Source organism: Blautia ammoniilytica (genome assembly GCF_025566965.1).
In the GTDB taxonomy this organism is placed as follows: domain Bacteria; phylum Bacillota; class Clostridia; order Lachnospirales; family Lachnospiraceae; genus Blautia_A; species Blautia_A ammoniilytica.
This window is the reverse complement of sequence record NZ_JAOQJL010000008.1, coordinates 22,243-43,323: the sequence shown is the minus strand read 5'-3', so window position 1 is coordinate 43,323 and position 21,081 is coordinate 22,243. Positions and strand designations below refer to the sequence as shown.

Annotated in this window: 13 protein-coding genes; 2 read left to right on the top strand and 11 right to left on the bottom strand. The window is 44.4% G+C overall.

Going from position 1 to position 21,081, the window contains the following annotated elements; translation table 11 throughout:
* Positions 1–105: 105 nt before the first annotated feature.
* From OCV61_RS05450 to OCV61_RS05430, 5 genes are all read right to left on the bottom strand, one after another.
* Positions 106–6,321 (bottom strand): Ig-like domain-containing protein, encoded by a 6,216-nt coding sequence (locus OCV61_RS05450; RefSeq protein ID WP_158420945.1) that lies wholly within the window; start codon positions 6,319–6,321, stop codon positions 106–108.
* Positions 6,322–6,445: 124 nt separating this feature from the next.
* Entirely contained in the window at positions 6,446–8,797 is a 2,352-nt protein-coding gene (locus OCV61_RS05445) for a LuxR C-terminal-related transcriptional regulator (RefSeq protein WP_158420944.1), read from the bottom strand.
* 138 nt (positions 8,798–8,935) lie between these two features.
* Complete coding sequence (locus OCV61_RS05440; protein WP_158420943.1) at positions 8,936–9,193, bottom strand: hypothetical protein; 258 nt, start codon at positions 9,191–9,193, stop codon at positions 8,936–8,938.
* Positions 9,190–11,862 carry a heavy metal translocating P-type ATPase gene (locus OCV61_RS05435; RefSeq protein ID WP_158420942.1) on the bottom strand — a complete coding sequence of 891 codons (2,673 nt, stop codon included), beginning with the start codon at positions 11,860–11,862 and terminating at the stop codon, positions 9,190–9,192. Before OCV61_RS05435 ends, OCV61_RS05440 begins: the two co-directional genes overlap by 4 nt.
* Before the next feature lie 54 nt (positions 11,863–11,916).
* Positions 11,917–12,225: a metal-sensing transcriptional repressor gene (locus OCV61_RS05430; RefSeq protein ID WP_158420941.1), complete on the bottom strand. Its 309-nt coding sequence runs from the start codon at positions 12,223–12,225 to the stop codon at positions 11,917–11,919.
* 222 nt (positions 12,226–12,447) lie between these two features.
* On the opposite strand from OCV61_RS05430, the gene OCV61_RS05425 reads away from it, so the two are divergent.
* Together OCV61_RS05425 and OCV61_RS05420 are read left to right on the top strand one after the other, a co-directional pair.
* Positions 12,448–12,588 carry a hypothetical protein gene (locus tag OCV61_RS05425; protein WP_262582699.1) on the top strand — a complete coding sequence of 47 codons (141 nt, stop codon included), beginning with the start codon at positions 12,448–12,450 and terminating at the stop codon, positions 12,586–12,588.
* A 7-nt stretch (positions 12,589–12,595) separates the two neighbouring features.
* Complete coding sequence (locus tag OCV61_RS05420; RefSeq protein WP_158420940.1) at positions 12,596–12,874, top strand: hypothetical protein; 279 nt, start codon at positions 12,596–12,598, stop codon at positions 12,872–12,874.
* Here the strand turns inward: OCV61_RS05420 and OCV61_RS05415 are convergent.
* From OCV61_RS05415 to OCV61_RS05390, 6 genes are all read right to left on the bottom strand, one after another.
* The gene (locus tag OCV61_RS05415) at positions 12,869–14,233 is read right to left on the bottom strand and encodes an MATE family efflux transporter (protein WP_158420939.1); all 1,365 of its coding nucleotides are present in this window, start codon (positions 14,231–14,233) and stop codon (positions 12,869–12,871) included. The two genes, OCV61_RS05420 and OCV61_RS05415, sit on opposite strands and share 6 nt — an antisense overlap.
* A gap of 19 nt (positions 14,234–14,252) precedes the next feature.
* The gene (locus OCV61_RS05410) at positions 14,253–16,097 is read right to left on the bottom strand and encodes an ABC transporter ATP-binding protein (RefSeq protein ID WP_158420938.1); all 1,845 of its coding nucleotides are present in this window, start codon (positions 16,095–16,097) and stop codon (positions 14,253–14,255) included.
* Positions 16,078–17,817 (bottom strand): ABC transporter ATP-binding protein, encoded by a 1,740-nt coding sequence (locus tag OCV61_RS05405; RefSeq protein WP_334292246.1) that lies wholly within the window; start codon positions 17,815–17,817, stop codon positions 16,078–16,080. The genes OCV61_RS05410 and OCV61_RS05405 overlap by 20 nt, the downstream gene beginning before the upstream one ends.
* Positions 17,818–17,833: 16 nt before the next feature.
* Positions 17,834–19,288, bottom strand: a complete 1,455-nt coding sequence (gene miaB / locus OCV61_RS05400; RefSeq protein ID WP_158420936.1) for a tRNA (N6-isopentenyl adenosine(37)-C2)-methylthiotransferase MiaB — start codon at positions 19,286–19,288, stop codon at positions 17,834–17,836.
* Between the two features lie 238 nt (positions 19,289–19,526).
* Positions 19,527–19,814 (bottom strand): DUF2325 domain-containing protein, encoded by a 288-nt coding sequence (locus OCV61_RS05395; RefSeq protein ID WP_158420935.1) that lies wholly within the window; start codon positions 19,812–19,814, stop codon positions 19,527–19,529.
* A 247-nt stretch (positions 19,815–20,061) separates the two neighbouring features.
* The gene (locus OCV61_RS05390; protein WP_262582698.1) at positions 20,062–21,021 is read right to left on the bottom strand and encodes a M14 family zinc carboxypeptidase; all 960 of its coding nucleotides are present in this window, start codon (positions 21,019–21,021) and stop codon (positions 20,062–20,064) included.
* Positions 21,022–21,081: the final 60 nt, after the last annotated feature.

Here is a 21,081-nt window from a genome sequence, read left to right as displayed (position 1 = left end):
TGCAAAGACTTTCAAAAATATGATTATAGTCAATTTTTATAGCATCAAAATCAGACATATATGAAAAGGGAAGAAGCCAGAAGCCTCTTCCCTTTCTTTTGCAGGTTATTTTACATTGATCTTGATTCGATATGTTTTTGCACCGGATTTGACTGTGATCGTTACCTTTCCTATCTTTCTGGCTTTGATCTGGCCTTTCTTTGTAACCGATGCGATCTTCTTATCAGAAGATGTATAAGTTATCTTCTGCTGACTTGTAACAGGTGCTGCTGCAGCTGCCAGCTTTAAGGTTTTTCCTTTTTTCAGGGTAACCGTCTTTCCAACCTTTTTCTTTGTCACTGCATTTGTAACCGTCAGCTTTTTGGTCTGAACCGTGGTTTTTTGTACTTTTACGTTAAAGCTTGCTTTTTTACCACTCTTAAGAAGTACAGTGATGGTAGCCTTTTTCCCTGCTTTTCGGCCTTTAATCACTCCGTTTTTCACAGATACAGCTTTTGCATTGCTGGACTTCCAGGAAACAACTTTGTCTCCCTTGCCCATGGTAACCTTCACTTTGTAGGACTGTTTTACTTTCAGCGGGATAGTGCCTTTCACGCTCAGTGAAATCGTACCTGTCAGTTTCTCTATAGAAGCTGACTCTTTCTTTTTGCACTGGGAGCAGATACGCTCCTTTACTCCTGTCTCCAGAACAGTGGGATCTTTTGTAGTGATCCATTCTCCGAAACTGTGCTGTCCCTTGGCCGGAAGTGCTCTGGTCTCAACGATATGGCATCTTGTGCAGCTGCGCTGTTGCTGTCCTTCTGTTTCACAGCCTGCTTCCTTTACAGTGATCCATTCTCCGAAACTGTGCTGTCCCTTGGCCGGAAGTGCTCTGGTCTCAACAGTATGGCATCTTGTACAGCTGCGCTGCTGCTGTCCTTCTGTTTCACAACCTGCTTCCTTTACAGTGGTCCATTCTCCAAAGGTATGGCCATATGCTTCCTGTGTCTGATAGGTTTTTGTGTGATTGTGAACGTTACATCTGTAAGTAATGCTGCCATCTGTTGTACAGGTAGCACTGATCTCAGACTCTTCTGTCCACTGGCACACACCACGCAGTACAGTAATGGTGTCATCACCATACCTTGTGCGCGTATAAACCTGATAGGAATTTCCGGCTTCCAAATAGTAGCCATTAATCTCCCTCACTTCTTTGCCTGTTTCTTCTTCTACAACCTTGATCCAGTCATCCTGATCCATATCAAAGGAATAAAAACCGCTTTCCTCCGGTGTATATCGAAATGCAGTGAGCTGGTTGCCGGCTGCAGGCACCTGGATGGTTTCTCCGGTTTTAAGTACCGGGAGCTGTTCTGTAGAAGCTGCTTTCAGGTCAACAAAGCTTCTGCAGCTGCCAAATGCAAAGAAAACACGAAGGGTATCATTCCCGATCCATTTCCAGTACAGGACACGTACATACCGGCCTGCCGGATCCGTCTCACCCTGTAAAATATCTTTGCTGCTTCCATCTGCATAATGGGCAGTGATCACCATTCCATCAAGAGAAATACTATCATCCGCATTTGGATATACAAAAGGATTATCTGGAGCTTTTTTCAACTCTACAGATGTTAGTTCGTCTGCCTTTGCTATATAGAATGAGAATGCATTGGCAGGCTCTTCACCATGATTTCCAAGATAAACAAGGTAAGAAACTCCCTTTTTCAGCGGTACAAGTCCACTATTGTCTTTCCTGATGGGATTTAGACGAACATCCCACTGTCCCAGTTGAAAATATGTGTAATAGGAACCAAACTCCGTATTCAGGAAAAGCTCATCATTCCCGGAATCAAAATGAATAAAATAATTGCCATCCTCAGGAACTGTAAATCTGTATAAACATTCCTGGCCTGCCTTTAACGAAGCTGTTTTCGGGGTGCCGATCTGAAGAGCCTCTATATCTGATATGCTCCCACAAGGTATTTTCCCGTTTGTGCTGCTCTTCCAGGTCCTGCCATCCTCTTTCTTATACATCAGATCATATACAAAAAACACTTCATTCGTCTCAGGATCGCCGTCCATTTCGGATGAATCCACCACTTTGATCTCATTTCCAAAGTCATCTTTCAGGGTATGATCATAATAATCATCTTCTAGTATTTTTTCGCTTCCATCCTGATAAGTAACCTTAAGACTGTAAGCCCTCAGAGGGTTGGTAAATATTGTAATATTTGCGTCAAAAAATCCCTCTTTCAATACCAGCTCTAATTTGCGGATATCCTTATTCTGAACAAAACCGAAGCATACAGTAGTGGTTCCGCTTTCATCCTTGTGATATAAGTCAACTATATAGCGATAGGTCTTGCCGGCTTCAAGAGAAGCTTTCAATGAAAAATTAGATTCAGACCCGGAGTCATCGTCCTCACCAAGCTGATTCTCATCTGAATATAACACTACCTTAGTGTCCGATCCACCTTCTGATTTTATCCGGTAATCCCCACTGACCGTTGGAGTGAAAACAAAAATCTGTTCACCTCCAGCTTTTATGGTAACTTCCTGGCTAAAACCATCTGTTAAAGTGATTTCTCCGTCAGCACCTGGCTGTCCAGGATTCTCCCCAGACTTTTCCACTATGCGGATCCTGGAATCCTTGTAGGCACTGACTGCAACAATACAGCTTTCCCCTTCATCCATCTGATAGGTCTGTCCTTTTTTCTTGAACCGGCTGCTCATTTCCCGGTAAAAGCTTGCGTCAGCACCCTCTTCTGTCTGAATCTGATAAGTAGCATCTTTAGCAGCAGTGAATCGGTACAGGTGACGATAGGTTTCTTTTACATCTGTCCACTGTTCGAGAATCAATGTTTCTGTAACCTGCGGCTTTTCTGCTTTCACCTGCACACCTGCAGCAGCTATCTGCAGATTTTGGTTATCTTTCGTAAGAACCGGTGTGATTGTATAAGTACCCTTTTTCATGGTCTCATCAAAATCCATCTCTTTCCCTGATTCTGACAAAACACTGTAATACACATTGCAACCGGCGATCTGATCATACGCCTTTACCTTTTCTCTTCGGCCATCTTCATATATAGCCACTGTCTGCAGTCTTACATCTGAATAGCTGTCCATACCTGGAATATAAGTCACATCCTCCAGCAATGTTGTTTCAAGCTTTACAGGCAGCTCATTTTTTTTGATGCACAGCTGTACATCCGGGCCATATTCATTATTTGCGTACAGACTAAAGAAATAAGTTTTACCAGCTTCAAGGTTAAAGGCCATATCAGAAGCTTCATTATTTGAATTGATTAAATACTTACCATTTTCATCATACACAGTCAACGAAGCATCTGTATTCACTTCCAGTTCATACACACCTGAAGCACCTGGGGTGAACTGATATAACAGACGGTTTGAAGCTGCAGAACCTGTCTGCACCTGATCTGTTTCAAGAACAGGCGCACCAGAATCCTTCAGAGAAACAATTCTTACAGGGATGCCCTGCTCTGACATTTTCTTGCCATAGCCTAATTTAAGAATGTAATCTCCTGTAGAAACAGACCACCTATTATCATAAGGAATCGGACTGGTTTCCAATGTTCCATCTTCCTTCCGGAGATAAAGCCATCCATCAAGACGATTATCGTACTGATCTGTCTCTCCAAGAGAAAGGATCTCTTCTGTTCCATCGTCCATTTTCACTTTGGCCCGAAGGTTATCGAAATATACTGTCTCCAGATTCTGAATGAAAACATTGTTATCATTCTCCCAGCCAGGCAGAATTTCCACAGACGTAGCCACCGGCTGTTTGTAAATATACAGATTAAAATCCTGCGCCTGATTGGTATAGAATGAGATGAAATACTTGACTCCTCCTGTCAGTTCTCTGTCACCAGCCAAAAGCCCAATATATGTTAGCTTATTATTCGCTTCATCCCAAAGCCCTATAGATGCATTTACATGCCCGTCTGAATAATTAAAGGAATAATGTCCATCTGTTTCCGGGATAAAGATATAATAATTAGTGCCATCCTCATTCAATGGAAGCTTTTGACGGCCCATTTTTAACTGGGGCAGACGTGATGCATCTTTTTGTACGGAAAGGATGGAAAGCCTGATCTCTTCACGGACAGTTCCTACTGTAAAGATGGCTTTATATTCTCCGGCAACGGAACCTTCCTGTGCAGACCATGGAATATAATTTCCGTTTTCATCTTCACGCAGCCATTCTACAGCAATGGTGTTGCCCATATTATCTTCAACTGAAGTTTTACCAAAACGAACAGCTATTTCAGCATGGCTGCCATCTGCGTAGTCTATGCTTAAATCACCTGGTATCCAGATTTCCGGATAAATACCTTCAATCTGGGTGTACTCTTTTCTAGGGAAAGACATCGCTGTAATATTCTGTCTTCTAAGCAGGCTCAGGGACGCATTTTCTCCCTGGTCTCCTCCACCGTAAAATTTAAAAAGGATTGTATCGCCTGCATTCAAAACCTGGATGTTTTCATATTTTACTGACTGATAGCCGCTGTCGGTTTTCTTATAAATGTCATAGTATTGGGACGTAATATCAGAAATACTATATCTGTCTGTTTCCGGTGCTGTAAAGCTGTAAAAGGCATGCTGGACATATGGAGAAACAACAGAAATCCCTCTTCCACAGTCAATAGCGCCCTTGTAAAGAACAGAATTGGTGATTTCTTTTACTGCAAAGGGAACAGGATCACTGGAAACACTACCGCTCCTGAATATCAGCTGATAATCTCCGGCAGGCAGAACGTCTAATAATTCATACTCAGTATTGTCTTTAGCGATCAGATAAGGTTCAAAGACCATCTCATCAATCCGGATAACGGTAGAGCCAAATGTTAATGTGCCTTCTTTTGAATTTCCATTGTCAAATGAAACCAAAATCTTTGCTTCTGTGTAGCTTTCAAGACCGGCAATCGCTTCCCCCAGTGTGCTGGTGATCTGGATCTTTTCAACATTGGGGATTCTTTTAATGGTTACATCAGCAGTTTCGCCCTGATCCTCATCCATACTGTAGAAACGCACATAATAAACCTGGTCCTGATCAAGTATATATTGTCTCCGATACTGAAAAACGCCGGAATACTCACCCCATTTTTCGGATATGGAAGATATTTTAGCACAATTAGCATCCTTGTCTCTCACCTGCATCCATCCTGGGGAATCAAAGGCATAGGTTCCGCTTTTGGTTGGAATAAATTTGTACCACAGGGCATCATCCTGAGAGTGAACCCGTTTCACTGCTGTGGTGCCTTCATTGATATCCGTCCATGGATCCCCTGCAGTAAACTCATAAGATAAGGAATTCGGATCAGCAGGAGTGTAGCCTTCCACTTCAAATCTGACTTTGTAGGTTCCTGCTTTCATCATAGCAGAACCAGCGCTGCCAGATGGATTCCCTTCGCTGTCATAGTACAAATATCCGGCCTTATGTCCATAAGTGTCCATAGGGAATGCATTTCTCGCTGTAACGGTAACTGTCTGTGAAGGTGCTTTCTGATAATTAAATGTAAGCTGAGCCCCGGCTGCATATACATATTCAGAACACTGCACATATTGCTTCCGGGCGTTCTCTGCATTTAAAGTAACAGAGATAATATCATAATCTTCAGAGTACTTAACAACTCTTACTTTGTAGCTTCCTTTGCCATAATCAAGCCAGGTACGGAATAAATACTGTTTACCACCTACCAGATCACAGGTGATCCTGGAAAGATGTGACCAATTTCCGGATATTTCATCCTCTTTCAAAAGAGGCTTTTCCTGTTGTTCTACGTCCTCGCATAAATTGGCATGGGTTCTGGCAAAAGCAGTATTCTCATCGGTCATGAAAACGTATTTGCCATCTTCCTCGGGCGTGAAATGAAACCAGGCTTCCTCTCCTTCTGATTTGATCTCTGCTGTAAAATCCATACTGGTATTGATCTGCGTACAGAAACCCGGATAGGTTATGGTAGTACCTGAGCTACTGTCCGCATTAGAAGCATCCCCATCATATACATCCTGAAATACTTCTTCAGACTCTGCCATGCTCTCTCCTGACGAAAAAAGCTGCTCTCCCTCATCTTCTACGTATGTGCTGTCGCTTTCCACATCGTAAAAGGAAAGATCCGGATCTGCATTGTCTGCTTCCGTAACCTGCTCTGCTGCCTGAGAATCTTCATCCGGCACATCAAACACCTGGTCAGTATCCTGGGTCAGGCCTTCCTGCTCTGTGGTGGCAAGCTCTGTGGCACCCGCCATTAAAGCGGTGCTGTCAATGCTTGTAGCCGTCATAGCCATGGCCAGGATCCATGCAATTTTCCTTTTTTTCATATTGGTTGTCCTCCCTCTGGTAATAATATAGCTTTTATTGCTGCTTTTATTACTGCTTTTATTGTTGCCTGGTACAGTGAATATTAAGTAACCACCATATTGGCTTGCCTTAATTTTTACTGTACTAGATCAGCTTTCTTTTTTTTGCTTCTGCAATTGCTGCGGTTTTGTTTTTCACACCCAGCTTCCGGTATGTCTCCTTATTATGATATTTCACCGTGGCTTCGGAAAGCTTCAGCATAGTTGCAATCTCCGAAGCTGAAAGACCTTCTTCCTGTAATTTCAGAATACGGGTAGCATTGCTGCTTAATACAATATGTGTTTCTTCATCGCCTTGCAGGTAAGAAGGATAATTCTCAGCCATCTGTTTACACTCTGACAGCACCTGCTTCTTGTAAGCTGTATCTTTCCAGATGAACTTTTCCTTTCCGAAAAGCGGATAAACAAGAGAGCCCTCTCTGCTGAAGATCCGTACAAAATGATATTCCTCAGCCTGTGTAATGCACCATTGGAATGTATCCTTCCATCCGGTCTGTCCTGTCTGATATTGTACGATAGCTAACAGAAGCTGCGCCTCCATATGGATATATGTACGCTTCATCATAACAGCATAGTACAAAAGCTGCTGCAGAAGACAATATGCTGCCTCAAATCTGCCCATCCGGATATAAACCCGCACCTTCGTCAGGTACCGGAACCGATCCATTGTATAGAATTCCTTTTTTTCATCCGGTGCAGTCTTCATCCATGCAGATACATCTTCCCCTTGATACAAGCCAATCCTGCAAAGAAACGTATCCAGATTTTCAAGAAGATTCGGTGCTTCTTGTTCAGCCCGCTCCCGCAGGCTTAATAACGTGGTCCTGGCGCCAGCAGCATCGTTTTTTAAAACGGACAGCCAGGCCAATATACCGCTTCCTACAAATACAAGTTCCATCTTCCCGCTGCTATCAGCTTCCATCCTGCCTTTTTCAGCGCAGGAAAATATCTCAAAGGTATCGCCTCCTTTTTCCAGATAGCTTTCTGCCAAAGCCAGGGGCACCAGGCCCTTTCCATATTTGCCAAGAACAAAAGACACAGGCTTTCCTATGCTTGCTGCCAGTTCTCTGTCCCGTTTGCTCCATTCGCAAAAATCCTTGCCCCCATTCATAATGGAAGGAAGATTACTGGTAACGGCAAGCTCCGGCAATATAGCTTGCCGGTTACGCAGCAGAATATCTGCATTCTTGAGAAGATCGATCATCTTCACAGTTCCTGTGTGGGGCAGTCCGATCTTCAGGTAAAGAAGCCGGTCCCTTGCCTCTTTGCCGGAGCTGCCGGAATGCTTCTGGGCATATGCCTCCAGTTCATGATACCAGCGTTCACTCTCATCTATATTCAGCAGCATGGAATGCAAAAGACTAAGTCCTGCCATCAAAACAGGGCTGTCTGCCACGATCCGATGAGGAAGAGCCAGATAATATTTGCGAAGTTCAAAATAGTGTCCACTGGAAGGATTCTTTCTTGCGTTGGAAATAAGCAGTCTGGAAATACTATCCATATCCTGATATTTTTCGTACATCGCAAGGGCTTCAGGAATCCTGCCTGCAAGTTCGTAATACAGACCTGCCGTATAATACAGCCGTTCGATCTGGTCCGGGGTCCGTTTCCTGTGAAGCCTCTGCTGCATGGAAACACGCATTTCCCATCTGCATTTCCAAATACCATCTGTCCCGCTGATATCAAAAAAATTGCCGGTAAGCTCTGCTTCTGCAATCAACTGCTCTACATCATTTCTCCCTGTAAGCATGGCAGCCAGCTGCAAAGTAAAAGACTCTGTAATAGAAACATCCATGAAGAAATCCTGTAATTCCGTGTCCCACTGGTCATATACCTGGGTTTCCAGAAAATCCCAGACACGTTTCTTGGTACGCTCCAGATCTCCTTTTTCCATAACAAAAAACACTAAAGACATGGGAATGCCCCGTCCTACTTGCCAGATCTTCCGGTGCTCTTCCTCTGAGAAAACCAGTCCGGCGCGCTCTGTATATATTTTCTGCTGTTCTAATGTGAGAAGAAAATCCTTCTCCGGGATCTCTACAAACATGTATTTCGTCCGTAGTCCCAGCAGCCATCTGGGAAAGGGACATCTTCCGATCAAAATCAGCCAAACATTATCCTGATCCAGTAACTGACGGATCTTAGCAGAGAAAAGTTCTCTTTGCGCACTGTCTGTTACACAGTGAAGATCATCCAGGATCACCGTGCGCTCTCCTTCATATTCCTTTATCTCTACCATCTCTGCAGCAGTATCAGCAGCGCTGTAATAGGTGCAGCGTTTCATGTTAAGGTTATTCATAACCAGAGAAGTCTTCCCAATGCCGGTCACTCCGTAAAGATACAATGGTGTTCGGAATTTACGGGCAGATCTGAACTTACGGACTGCAGTCTCCGGACTTATGTAATTGTCATTGATCAATCGGACGCTTGTATTCATATCCCCCTCCTTTGGCCTTTTCCAATTATGATAGTATAATTTTACCAGAAAAAAGTCAGTTAAGGAACTATCCTTTTGGATAGTTCTATGTGAATTATACAAAAACTGCCGTACTGAAAATCAGTACGGCAGCTCACATCAGGCATCAAAATCTGTTTCAAATACACCTTCCGGTGTTCTCATTGTCAAAATCCCAAGGTTAAAGTCCTGGTCTCTTATAGTGATGTGATACTCAAAGATCACATCATCCTCAAATTTGGAAAGAAGGATGTAACTTCCGTTCTCTTTTCCCTCGATCTGGTCGCAGATGTCTTCATACACATCTTCTCCTCTGATAGCACGTGGATAACCGGAGTCTTTGATCTTCTTTTCAATCAGTTCAAATAACTCATTCATGCTTCCTGGATCCCTGTCACTTCATAACCGGCATCTTTGATCACCTGACGGATCTTGTCTTCATCCAAATGCTCCTTTGCAGTGATCACTGTGGTGTTCTTCTCGTGAGAAGATACCACGTCTTCTACCTGGAATGCATTTTTGATTGCCTGATTTACATGTGCCTCGCAGTGTCCGCACATCATTCCCTCTACGTTTACAGTGATTGTTACCATGTTTTTCTTCTCCTTTTCGTTATGATTGTTTATTTTATGATTACATGCTTCATGATTACATTCGTCATGATTGCATGTTTCATTATTGCTGATTTCATGATTATTGATTTCATAATTATTGATTTCATAATTATTGATTTCATGATCCCCTGTGACCATGTAATCAAGATCCACCGGATGGATCTTTTTATCCTTCCCTGCATCATGAATCCTAAACAGGTTCAGCCGCAGCGCATTGGTGACAACGCAGAAGCTGGACAGACTCATGGCCGCTGCACCGAACATAGGGTTTAAAGTCCAGCCAAACAGCGGGATCCATACACCGGCAGCAAGAGGAATACCGATCACATTGTAGAAAAATGCCCAGAACAGGTTCTCGTGGATGTTCCGAAGGGTGGCTCGGCTCAGCCTTACTGCAGCCGGCACATCACTTAGGCGACTCTTCATCAGGACCACATCAGCAGCATCAATAGCTATGTCGGTACCTGCTCCAATAGCAATCCCCAAATCTGCTCTTGTAAGTGCAGGCGCATCATTGATGCCATCACCTACCATGGCAACCTTGCCCTTTTCTTTCAGCTTACGGATCACACTTTCTTTACCATCAGGAAGTACTCCTGCGATCACCTGGTCCACACCGGCCTGTGCACCGATTGCTTTGGCTGTACGTTCATTATCACCGGTAAGCATAACTACCCGGATCCCCATAGCCTGCAGCTCCCGAACCGCCTGAGGGCTGTCCTTCTTGATCACATCTGCCACAGCAATGATACCAAGCAGCTTTCCATCCCTCATAAAGAGCAGCGGTGTTTTGCCTGCGTCTGCCAGTGTCTTTGCCTGTACGGTAAAAGAATCTGGCATCCGGGTCTTTGAAGAAACAAATGCAAGACTTCCGCCTGCCATTGCTCTGTGATTTACAGTACCTGTAAGTCCGTTGCCTGGAAGTGCCATGAAATCAGAAATCTTAAGAAGCTCCAGATCCATTTCTTTTCCTTTTGTTAAAATGGCTCTTGCCAGCGGATGCTCACTCCTGCTCTCTAATGTATAAGCATACTGAAGCAGCTCCTCTTTGTCAACTCCAGGAGCTGGCAGTACATCCGTTACCTCAGGCTGACCGCTGGTGATGGTGCCTGTTTTGTCAAGGACAACGATCTGTACCTTTCCGGCCTCTTCCAGGGAAACAGCTGTTTTAAACAAAATACCGTTTTTGGCACCCATGCCATTCCCAACCATAATAGCTACCGGAGTTGCCAGGCCAAGAGCGCAGGGGCAGCTGATCACAAGAACGGAAATCCCTCTTGCAAGGGCATAGCCAAAATCATGTCCGGTAAGCAGCCAGACCAAAGTGGTGATCACTGCAATCGTGATCACTGTCGGCACAAAAATACCAGACACCTTATCTGCGATCTTTGCAATGGGAGCTTTTGTTGCAGCTGCATCACTGACCATTTTGATGATCTGGGAAAGTGTGGTATCCTCTCCTACACGGGACGCTGTACATTTGATAAATCCGGACTGGTTCACTGTACCAGCTGACACCTGGTCGCCAGCAGCCTTGTCTACAGGAATGCTTTCTCCTGTAAGAGCAGATTCATTTACAGCACTGTTTCCTTCCAGTATCACGCCGTCAACCGGAATATTCTCCCCTGGACGTACAAGGAATACATCCCCTTTCTGCACCTGTTCCACAGGAACAGAAACCTCTTTACCATCTCTTTCAACGGAAGCAGTTTTGGGAGCCAGCTTCATCAGGCTTTTCAGCGCATCTGTGGTCTTCCCCTTGGAACGTGCTTCCAGCATTTTTCCTACCGTGATCAAGGTAAGGATCATGGCTGCAGATTCAAAATAGAATTCCATCATATAATTCATCACTGCTGCCATATCTCCATCCACCTGTGCACGGGTCATGGCAAACAGTGCATATACGCTCCATACAAAGGATGCCATGGAGCCTAATGCAACCAAAGTATCCATGTTGGGGGAACGGTGCCATAAGCTTTTAAAACCATTAATAAAAAACTTCTGATTGATCACCATAACAATGGCAGCCAGGATCATCTGTACCAGTCCCATAGCCACATGATTATCCTTAAACCATGCAGGCAGAGGCCATCCCCACATCATATGTCCCATGGAAAAATACATTAGCACAAGTAAAAATCCTGCCGATGCAATCAGGCGGCGTTTTAATGTCGGTGTTTCATGATCCTCCAGTGCTTCTTCCGCTTCTGACTGAGAAACCGTATTGCTTTTGTTTCCTTTTAAGGATGCTCCATAACCTGCAGCAGTTACTGCCGAAATGATCTCATCCGGAGATGCAGTCCCTTCCACACCCATGGAATTGGTCAGCAGACTGACAGTGCAGGCAGTAACACCCGGAACTTTGGATACTGCCTTTTCGACCCTGGCGCTGCAGGCTGCACAGCTCATCCCTGTTACATTATATTGGTCCATCTTCATTCCTCCTGGTAAACGGACATGTGGCCTGACCGCCACATAACTATACATCTATTTCATAAGCTTCTGAAGAGTTGCCACAAGCTCATCAATGGTCTCATCCTTCCCCTGACGGATATCCCTGGCCACACAGGTGCGGATGTGATTGGCAAGCAGTTCTTTGTTAAAAGAATTCACAGCTGCATTCACAGCAGCAGACTGGATCAGGATATCATTACAGTAGGCATCATTCTCAAGCATACCGATGATACCCCGGATCTGTCCTTCAATACGCTTCAGCCGGTTGATCAGCTTCTTACGCTCCTCTTGGGATCGGTCTGTATGCTTTTCGCTGCAGCAGCAGTTTTTCTTTTCAGTCATGGCATTCTCTCCTTTCTTCACATACCCCGTATGGGTATTCCTCATTTTGAAATCACTATATACCCCGTTAGGGTATTTTGTCAAGGAAATTTACACATCTTTTTCATTATTATCCTTTACATTTTTTCTCAATAATAGTATCGTATGATTACAATGCTTACAGGAGTGCAAATGCAAAGTAAAGCCTGTAAGCAAGTTTTTTTGTGATGAGGGGATTTGAAAATGGAAGCAACCAATGAAAAAATAAAAACCGGTGCCATTCATATGACGTCCGGTTCGTTATGGAAAAATATCTTTTTATTCAGCGTTCCTTTAATGCTGGCCCAGATCCTGGAGATTTGCCACAAAGCAGGCGGTTATTGACGCAGGAATGGAAAGGATACGAATCATGGCACTCTCCTACTGCATCAGTGCCTTTATGGACTGCTCCATTGCAGCTTCCAGAGGGATCGGGAAAAGTGTGGTACCAACGGTTGTTGTGATCCTTGGCTCCTGTGTGTTCCGTATTGTGTGGATCTACACAGTGTTCGCACATTTTCACACGATCCCATCCCTGTATCTTCTTTATTTCTTCTCCTGGTCTATTACTTCTGTTGCGGAAGTCCTTTATTTTGTCTTCAGCTTCCGAGAGCTGAAAGTACGTTTATAATGCAGGCTGTTTCATCCTGTGTACTTTTCTGCGGACGAAATAGAAGCACACCACCTGAAGTAAAATGGTAACGGTCCAGGATGCAGGATAAGAAATAAACAGGAACCGAAGAGATCTGTGGGAAGGGAAAAGCCCGAAAACCCAAAGGATCCTCATTCCAACCGTACCGATCACAGACAGGATCATGGGTACTGCAGAGTGGCCCATACCACGCAGGGCACCTGGAAACAGATCCATCATACCGCAAAGGAAATAAGGGATTGTGGTATAAGCCATGATCTCCATACCGCACTGGATCACCTGGGGATCATCTGTATAGATCTTCAGGATCTGAGGGCCAAAGAAATAAGCACCGCAGCCTAAAACAAGAGAAAAACCGGCAGAAAGAATCATGCAGTCTACAAGCACCTTATCCATTCGCTTATATTTCCCTACTCCATAATTCTGACTGGTAAAACTCATACAGGACTGGGTCACTGAATTAACCGATACATACAGGAAGCCAAAAATATTATTGGCTGCCGTATACCCTGCCATGGCAATGGAACCAAAGGAATTTACAGAAGATTGAAGCAGTGCATTGGACAGATTGATCACTGTGCTTTGGATTCCGGCAGGAATCCCTACCTGGAAAATCTGTTTCAGATAAAAGCCCTTCATGGTCAGCTTGGATAACTTAAGCTGATAACTGCCATCTGTATGACATAGGCACCGTAGCACCAGTATACAGGAAATCATCTGGGAAACTACCGTAGCAATGGCTACACCTGCTACATCCAGATGGAAGCAGATCACAAGGATCATGTTCAGCACTGCATTGGTAAGGCCGGAAATGATCAGGAAAATCAGGGGACGCTTGGTATCCCCTACTGCACGAAGAATGGCAGCCCCATAATTGTACAGCATAAAAAAAGGCATTCCAAGGAAATAGATCCTCATATACAACACGGACTGCCCGATTACATCATCCGGTGTACCCATTAATTCAAGTGCAGGTCTTGTCATGATGAAACCGATCACAGCCATTACAATACCGCTTACCAGAGCAAGTGTTATGGCTGTGTGCACAGTTTCTGACATTTCCTTATGCTTTCCAGCTGCATAGAATCTTGCAGCCAGTACGTTTGCCCCAAGGGAAACCCCTATAAAAAGATTTGTAAATACACTGATCAATGCTGTGGTAGAACCTACCGCAGCCAAAGCCTGGCTGCCGCTGAATCTTCCTACCACAATAATGTCTACCGCATTGAACATCAGCTGCAGGATACCTGACAGCATAAGCGGAACGGCAAAAGTGATCAATTTATCCATGATCGTGCCATTACACATATCGATCTCGTACTTCTTACTGTTACTCATCTTACTATTATCCCCCATTTCAGCTAAGCTCAAACATTCCATGATATAGCTGGTAATATTTTCCCTTTTGTTTCAGAAGATCCTCATGGTCTCCCCTTTCAGCAATCTCACCATGCTCCAGTACTATAATGGCATTGGCATTGCGTACTGTGCTTAAGCGATGAGCGATCACAAATACTGTCCGCCCTTCCATCAGCTGATCCATCCCCTTCTCAATCAGTGCTTCTGTACGGGTATCTACTGAGGAGGTTGCCTCATCCAGGATCAGCACCGGCGGGTCTGCCACAGCTGCCCTGGCAATTGCCAGAAGCTGCCGCTGTCCCTGGGAAAGCTTGGCTCCATCTGCAGTGATCATCGTATCATATCCATCCGGCAGACGGCGGATAAAAGAATCTGCATTTGCGATCCTGGCTGCTTTTTTAACTTCTTCCATGGTTGCATCCAGTTTTCCAAAACGGATATTGTCTGCTACTGTGCCTGTAAACAGATGGGTGTCCTGAAGAACGATGCCAAGAGAATGGCGCAGATCTGCTTTTTTGATCTGTCTTACATCTAATCCGTCATATACCACCCTGCCTTTTTGCACCTCATAAAAGCGGTTGATCAGATTGGTGATGGTAGTTTTTCCTGCTCCTGTAGAGCCTACAAAAGCAATTTTCTGCCCCGGCTTTGCATACAGGCTGATATCCTTCAGGATCGATCGACCGTTTATATATCCAAAATCCACATGTTCAAACCGCACATCCCCGCAAAGAGGGATCAGGCTGCCATCTGCTGTGCGCCAGGCCCATTTTCCGGTAGCTTCCTTACACTGGATGATCTGGTCCTTTTCCTGACGTACCCTTACCAGCCGGGCAGTTCCTTCATCAATCTCAGGCTTTAATTCCATCACCTGGAACACCCGCTCCAGACCAGCAAGTGCAGACAAGATAAAATTACTTTGCTGTGTAAACTGGTTAATAGGAAGGGCCGCCTGTCTCACAAATACAAGATAGCTGGCAAGACTGCCCATGTCCGTCTTTCCCTGAAGAGCCAGAAGTCCTCCAAGCACTGCCACAATAGCACAATTAATATAGGAAATAGTCACTACCACAGGAACCATGGTTGCCGCATACCCTTGTGCACCTGTACCAGCCTGGCGAAGCTCCTCGTTTTTCTTACAAAAATCCTTAAAGCTTGCTTCTTCATGATTGAATACTTTGATCACTTTCTGTCCGGTGATCATTTCTTCAATAAAACCGTCCAACTGCCCCAGACTTTGCTGCTGTGCGGCATAGTATGCTTTACTTTTCTTCCCACTGAACCTTATATACCAGAACATGATTCCATAGCAGGCAGTTACGATCAAAGACAGCCTCCAGTTCAGGATATAAAGTACAGTCAAAGTGCCCACCATCTGGATAAAGCTTTGGATGGCCATGGCAAAGCTGTTATTTAAAGCCTCGGAAATAGTATCGATGTCATTTGTAAAAAGACTCATAATATCTCCGTGGCCATGAGTATCAAAGAATCTTAGCGGAAGTGTCTGGATATGTTCAAAAAGATCTTTCCGGATATCATACAGCACCTTTTGAGAAGCCTTTACCATAGTCTGTGTGTATCCCCAGGCAGAAAAGGCTCCTGTGGCAAAAATCCCGGCAGCCAATAATACTCCCATCAATAGGGAATGTATATCTCCATCTGCCAGATGATTGACAATGGGCCGGATCATGTAAGTACCTGCCAGATTTGCAATGGCACTGATAGCAACCATAACTGCCACAGCAAGGAAGATCAGTCTGTGCCTGCCTATATAAGAAAGAAAAAATGCCAGCGTTTTCTTAAGGTTCTGGGGTTTCTTCCCACTATACTGTCTGGAAGCCATCTTCGTCCCCTCCCTTCATCTGCGAAGCATAAATCTCCTGGTAAATCGAATCATTAGCAAGAAGCTGCGTGTGGGTTCCGATGGCATGGATCCTGCCGTCATCCATGATAATGATCTGATCTGTATTCATAACCGATGTGATCCGCTGGGCAATAATGATCTTTGTAATGTGCGGATATCCGGCAAGCGCTTCACGGATCTTCCTTTCTGTGGCAGTATCCACTGCGCTGGTGGAGTCATCAAAAATCAATATCCGTGGCTTTCCAAGTAAGGCTCTGGCAATACAAAGTCTTTGCTTCTGCCCTCCTGACAGGTTTCCTCCGCCCTGCTCCAGCATGGTATCCAGACCATCCGGAAGCTTTTCCAGGAATTCATCTGCACAGGCTGCTTTGCAGGCATTCCAGACCTCCTCATCAGAAGCATCCGGATTCCCCCAAAGAAGATTTTCTCTCACAGTGCCGGAAAACAATATATTTTTTTGAAGAATAATACCTACCGCCCTGCGAAGTGCAGCCAGATCATATTCCCGCACATCATGACCGCCTACCTTTATACTTCCGCAGGTTGTATCATACAGTCTGGGGATCAGCTGTACCAAAGTTGTTTTGGATGCTCCGGTACCTCCAAGGATCCCTACCGTCTGTCCCGGCAGGATATGAAGAACCACCTTCGATAATGCATATTCCTTTGCATTTTCATGGTATTTAAAGGATACATCCTCAAAGTCAATTCTGCCGTCAGGCACTTCCTTCCGGCCGTTTTGGGGTGATGCCAGGATGATTCTTTCATCCAGAACTTCTACAATACGATGAGCGCTGGCCAGAGATCTGGTAAGCAAAAGAAACACATTGGCGATCATCATAAGAGAATTCATCACCTGCATCACATAGCTTAAAAATCCGGTAAGATCTCCTACTTTCAGCCCTGATGTAAGGATCATATTGCCTCCAAACCACATGATCAGTACAATCGCAAGGTACATCACAGCCTGAAAAGCGGGCAGGTTCAAAACTGCATAATGAAAAGTCTTTTCGCTGGAAGCTGTAAGGTCTGTATTAACCTTTGCAAACTTATCCTCTTCGTATTCATCCCGAACAAAAGCCTTTACTGCCCGAATGCCTGTAAGCCCCTCCTGGACTACATGGTTCAGTCGGTCCATGATCTGCTGAAGCCTGGTATACATAGGCGCTACCTTAGAGACGATCCAGTACAGGATCAAAGCCAGTACAGGAATACATACAAGAAAAACAATGGCAAGCCTGGCATTCATCCAAAAAGACAGAAGAACCCCCATCACCAGAAGAGAGGGGCCCCTTGTCACCGGCCTGAAGCCTGCGCATACCATATTTTGGATCACAGTAATGTCTGTTGTCATCCTTGTTACAAGAGATGAGGCTGCAAAGTGATCCAGATTGGAAAAAGCATATTGCTGCACCTTTGCATATTCGGCTTCACGCAGCTTTGCTCCCCATCCATAAGCAGCCCTGGCTGCATAACGGGCATACAAAAGCCCGGTAAAAAGGGCTGCTCCGGCACACAGGATCATCTGTATGCCTTTTATATAAATATAATGGATATCATGATTAGCCACACCTGTATCGATCAGGTCTGCGATCATAATAGGGATAAACAGTTCAAAACAGGTTTCGATCAATACAAGTACCCCGCCAAGCACCATATCCTTCTTATATGATCCCATATATTTCAGCAGCCGTCTCATATCATTCATGTGCATATCACTCCTGTTCTGTCACTGCAGTTCCCAGATAGTAAAATCCTTTGCAGGTATCCAGACGTACCTGGATATATTTGCCAAGCATATCCGAAGTTCCTGGAAAATGTACAAGAAGATTGTATTGGGTCCTTCCTGTAAAGATCCCTTTTTCTTTACTTTCTGTCTCAACCAGCACTTCCTGCACAGTGCCCTGGAATCTGGAAGATACCATCCTGCCCTTTTCCTGGACAAGGGAAAGAAGACGGTCAAAACGGTCTTTCACCACGTCCTCCGGTACCTGATCCTCCATTTTGGCAGCAGGTGTACCGCTTCGCTTGGAATAAATAAATGTAAAAGCTGTATCAAAATTAGATTTATCAACCACATCCAGTGTTTCCAGGAAGTCTTCTTCTGTCTCACCTGGGAATCCTACAATAATATCGGTAGTCAGGGAAATATCCGGCACCGCCCCCCGGATCTTCTGTACAAGCTCCAGATATTTTTCTTTATCATAACGGCGGTTCATCAGCTTCAGGATCCGGCTGCTGCCAGACTGCATAGGAAGATGAAGATGATGGCATACCTTCTTGCTTTTCCCCATATATTCGATCAGTTCGTCAGACAGATCCTTTGGATGGGAAGTCATGAACCGGATCCTATGAAGGCCAGGAACAGCTTCTACCATCTGAAGAAGCTGCGCAAAGGTTACAGGATGCTCCAGAGTTTTGCCATAGGAATTTACATTCTGTCCTAAAAGCATCACCTCTGTCACCCCATCTGCCACCAGAGACTTCACCTCATTTACGATTGCCTCAGGCTCTCTGCTGCGCTCCCGTCCGCGTACATAAGGAACAATGCAATAGCTGCAGAAATTGTTGCAGCCGAACATAATATTCACCCCGGATTTGAAAGAGTAATTACGCTCTGTAGGCAGCTCCTCCACGATCTGTTCTGTACCTTCCCAGATCTCCACCAGCTGGCTGTCCCTGTTTTTCATCTCATAGAACAGCTCTGCAAACCGGAAAATATTGTGGGTTCCAAATACAAGATCAACAAATGGATAATCGTTCCTGATCTTATCTACTACATGCGGTTCCTGCATCATGCAGCCAAATAAAATGATCTTCATATCAGGATTGTGTTTTTTCAGATTATGAAGCTTGCCAAGACGGCCATATACCTTCAGATTGGCATTCTCACGGACGGTACAGGTATTGTAGATCACGATATCTGCATCTTCGGATTCTTTCCGGTCAAAGCCCATCTCATCCATGATACCTGCTACAACCTCAGACTGCTTTTCATTCATCTGACAGCCGAAGGTCTGAAGACAATATGTTACCGGTCTGCCAAGAACAGCACTCTCCCTTGCAAGAAGTTCCCTGATCTTTCCCATAAAGTAATACTGTCTTTTGGTTTCGTCAGCCGGCGGCTGTCCTGTAAGATCTATTTTCGTAAAATCAATTTCGTTAAACATAATTCCTCCCGTTTCACATATGTATGATTACAACAGAAAAACAACCCCAAAAAACGACTCTTCTGGGGCTGCATGTATCTTTTTATTATTTTATTTTATCCTATTCGCAGCAGTTTGTCTACCATTTATTCGGGCGAATCAACAGTTGTATGAACCATTTATTCAGGCGAATCAACCGCCAGCCATTGCTGTCCGGGCTGTTTGGCAGCATGAAATCCAATCTGTACAATACCGCGATTTAAGCAAATACGCAATGCTGGTCAAGGGCTGTTTTCAGTGCACTTGCACTGCTAGTATGGATCCGGGCAACAGGAATATTGTTCTTTTTGGCTTCCTGTGAAGCGCTTAATACCATTTTGTGGGATACGGTATTGGTAAAAAGGACCATCAGATCCGGACTTCCGATCTTCTTACGGATGGATCCGTTCTCCTTTGGAAAAATCTTAGCTTTGTATCCGTATCCTTTGCAGATATCTGTATACTGACATACCATTCTTTCATTTCCACCGATAATTACAATACTCATGTGCGTCCTCCTTTAGCAGGCAAATATTTATTAGTCGTTTCTAACTCAAGATTAAAAACAAAGGACTGAACCGTCAAACGTGCTGGTGTAAATTATCTCCCATCTGATATTCTTTTGACAGGCCGTCCATATCATTCTTGCAATCGTTAGTCTGTGCTAACTTGTTATTAAGATACCTGATTTTGGACAGCCCGTCAAGACTGTATTTATAAAAAAACAGTTATTGAGGAATCTTATCAATAGAAGGTTAAGACACCAATCCACTTGTATAAGAAAAAATATATTCCAAAGGAAGAATACGGATATCCCTGGTACATTCTGAAAGTTCTTCCCTGGTCAGTCCTTGTCCCCAGGTTTTTCCAATCTCTATACGCAGGGCTGGCCGTCCTGTGATCTGCTGATAATAAGGTTCCGGGGCGCCAGCGGTAAAATATCTGCTTTCCTTATTTTCAGAGACTATGGCGCTTTGTTTTTCCAAATGGTAAACCATCTTCAAACCGGAGGCCCGTTCTTTTTTTACTCTTCTTCTGTCAGTACACTGTTGAAGATTTCTGGCAATTTTATGGCATTTATATATCTGTCTGCCATTAATATTTCCTGTATAGTACAGGATCCTTTGCCAGGCTTGTCCAAAAGAGAGAAGTCCTTCTCCCTGATATTCCTGAAAAATCCGGATCAAAGCCTTCACTTCATTTTCGCTGGCCGGCTCCTGCCCAGCCCTTGTCCTTTTGTACCCGGATGTAGGAAAATTCCTGGAAAGATCCATCCCTCTTGCATTGCATCCGTATTCTTCCCAGGGAATCTGCTGCATCTTCAGCATCTGCCTGTAGATAGGATTTCGGATCACAGAAAAACTATTTCGGCAGATTTCATAACCATCCGGATTGGCTAGCGGGATCACGCATAGCCTGATCTGATCCAGAAGTTTCCTGACATCATAAAAATCCTCAAGAAGCCATCCACACTCATAGGCTTTTGCATATTCCTCTGTCATGTATACCAGGATATCAGGGGTGATCTGATCTCTGCCATCCAAAGATCCAAGGCAAAACAGTACATTTCTTCCCTTTCCTATTTCCAGCATAGGGATCATCCTTTCATCATGACTGCTTCCAATCACCCGGAATTGTATAAAGTTACTGTATCTTCCTGCCAGCTCCCACAGAGAGTAATATAATTTTTCATATGTATCAGATGCCTTTTCCATAAAACCCATCCTCCTTGTCTAATGCCGTAAATCATTCATAAAAGTATATGAAAAGAGACA

What these genes read in the sequence shown, in the direction of transcription:
- OCV61_RS05450 (WP_158420945.1), bottom strand. Translation starts at nt 6,321, where the DNA reads ATGAAAAAAAGGAAAATTGCATGGATCCTGGCCATGGCTATGACGGCT.
- OCV61_RS05445 (WP_158420944.1), bottom strand. Translation starts at nt 8,797, where the DNA reads ATGAATACAAGCGTCCGATTGATCAATGACAATTACATAAGTCCGGAG.
- OCV61_RS05440 (WP_158420943.1), bottom strand. Translation starts at nt 9,193, where the DNA reads ATGAATGAGTTATTTGAACTGATTGAAAAGAAGATCAAAGACTCCGGT.
- OCV61_RS05435 (WP_158420942.1), bottom strand. Translation starts at nt 11,862, where the DNA reads ATGGACCAATATAATGTAACAGGGATGAGCTGTGCAGCCTGCAGCGCC.
- OCV61_RS05430 (WP_158420941.1), bottom strand. Translation starts at nt 12,225, where the DNA reads ATGACTGAAAAGAAAAACTGCTGCTGCAGCGAAAAGCATACAGACCGA.
- OCV61_RS05425 (WP_262582699.1), top strand. Translation starts at nt 12,448, where the DNA reads ATGGAAGCAACCAATGAAAAAATAAAAACCGGTGCCATTCATATGACG.
- OCV61_RS05420 (WP_158420940.1), top strand. Translation starts at nt 12,596, where the DNA reads ATGGAAAGGATACGAATCATGGCACTCTCCTACTGCATCAGTGCCTTT.
- OCV61_RS05415 (WP_158420939.1), bottom strand. Translation starts at nt 14,233, where the DNA reads ATGAGTAACAGTAAGAAGTACGAGATCGATATGTGTAATGGCACGATC.
- OCV61_RS05410 (WP_158420938.1), bottom strand. Translation starts at nt 16,097, where the DNA reads ATGGCTTCCAGACAGTATAGTGGGAAGAAACCCCAGAACCTTAAGAAA.
- OCV61_RS05405 (WP_334292246.1), bottom strand. Translation starts at nt 17,817, where the DNA reads ATGAGACGGCTGCTGAAATATATGGGATCATATAAGAAGGATATGGTG.
- miaB (WP_158420936.1), bottom strand. Translation starts at nt 19,288, where the DNA reads ATGTTTAACGAAATTGATTTTACGAAAATAGATCTTACAGGACAGCCG.
- OCV61_RS05395 (WP_158420935.1), bottom strand. Translation starts at nt 19,814, where the DNA reads ATGAGTATTGTAATTATCGGTGGAAATGAAAGAATGGTATGTCAGTAT.
- OCV61_RS05390 (WP_262582698.1), bottom strand. Translation starts at nt 21,021, where the DNA reads ATGGAAAAGGCATCTGATACATATGAAAAATTATATTACTCTCTGTGG.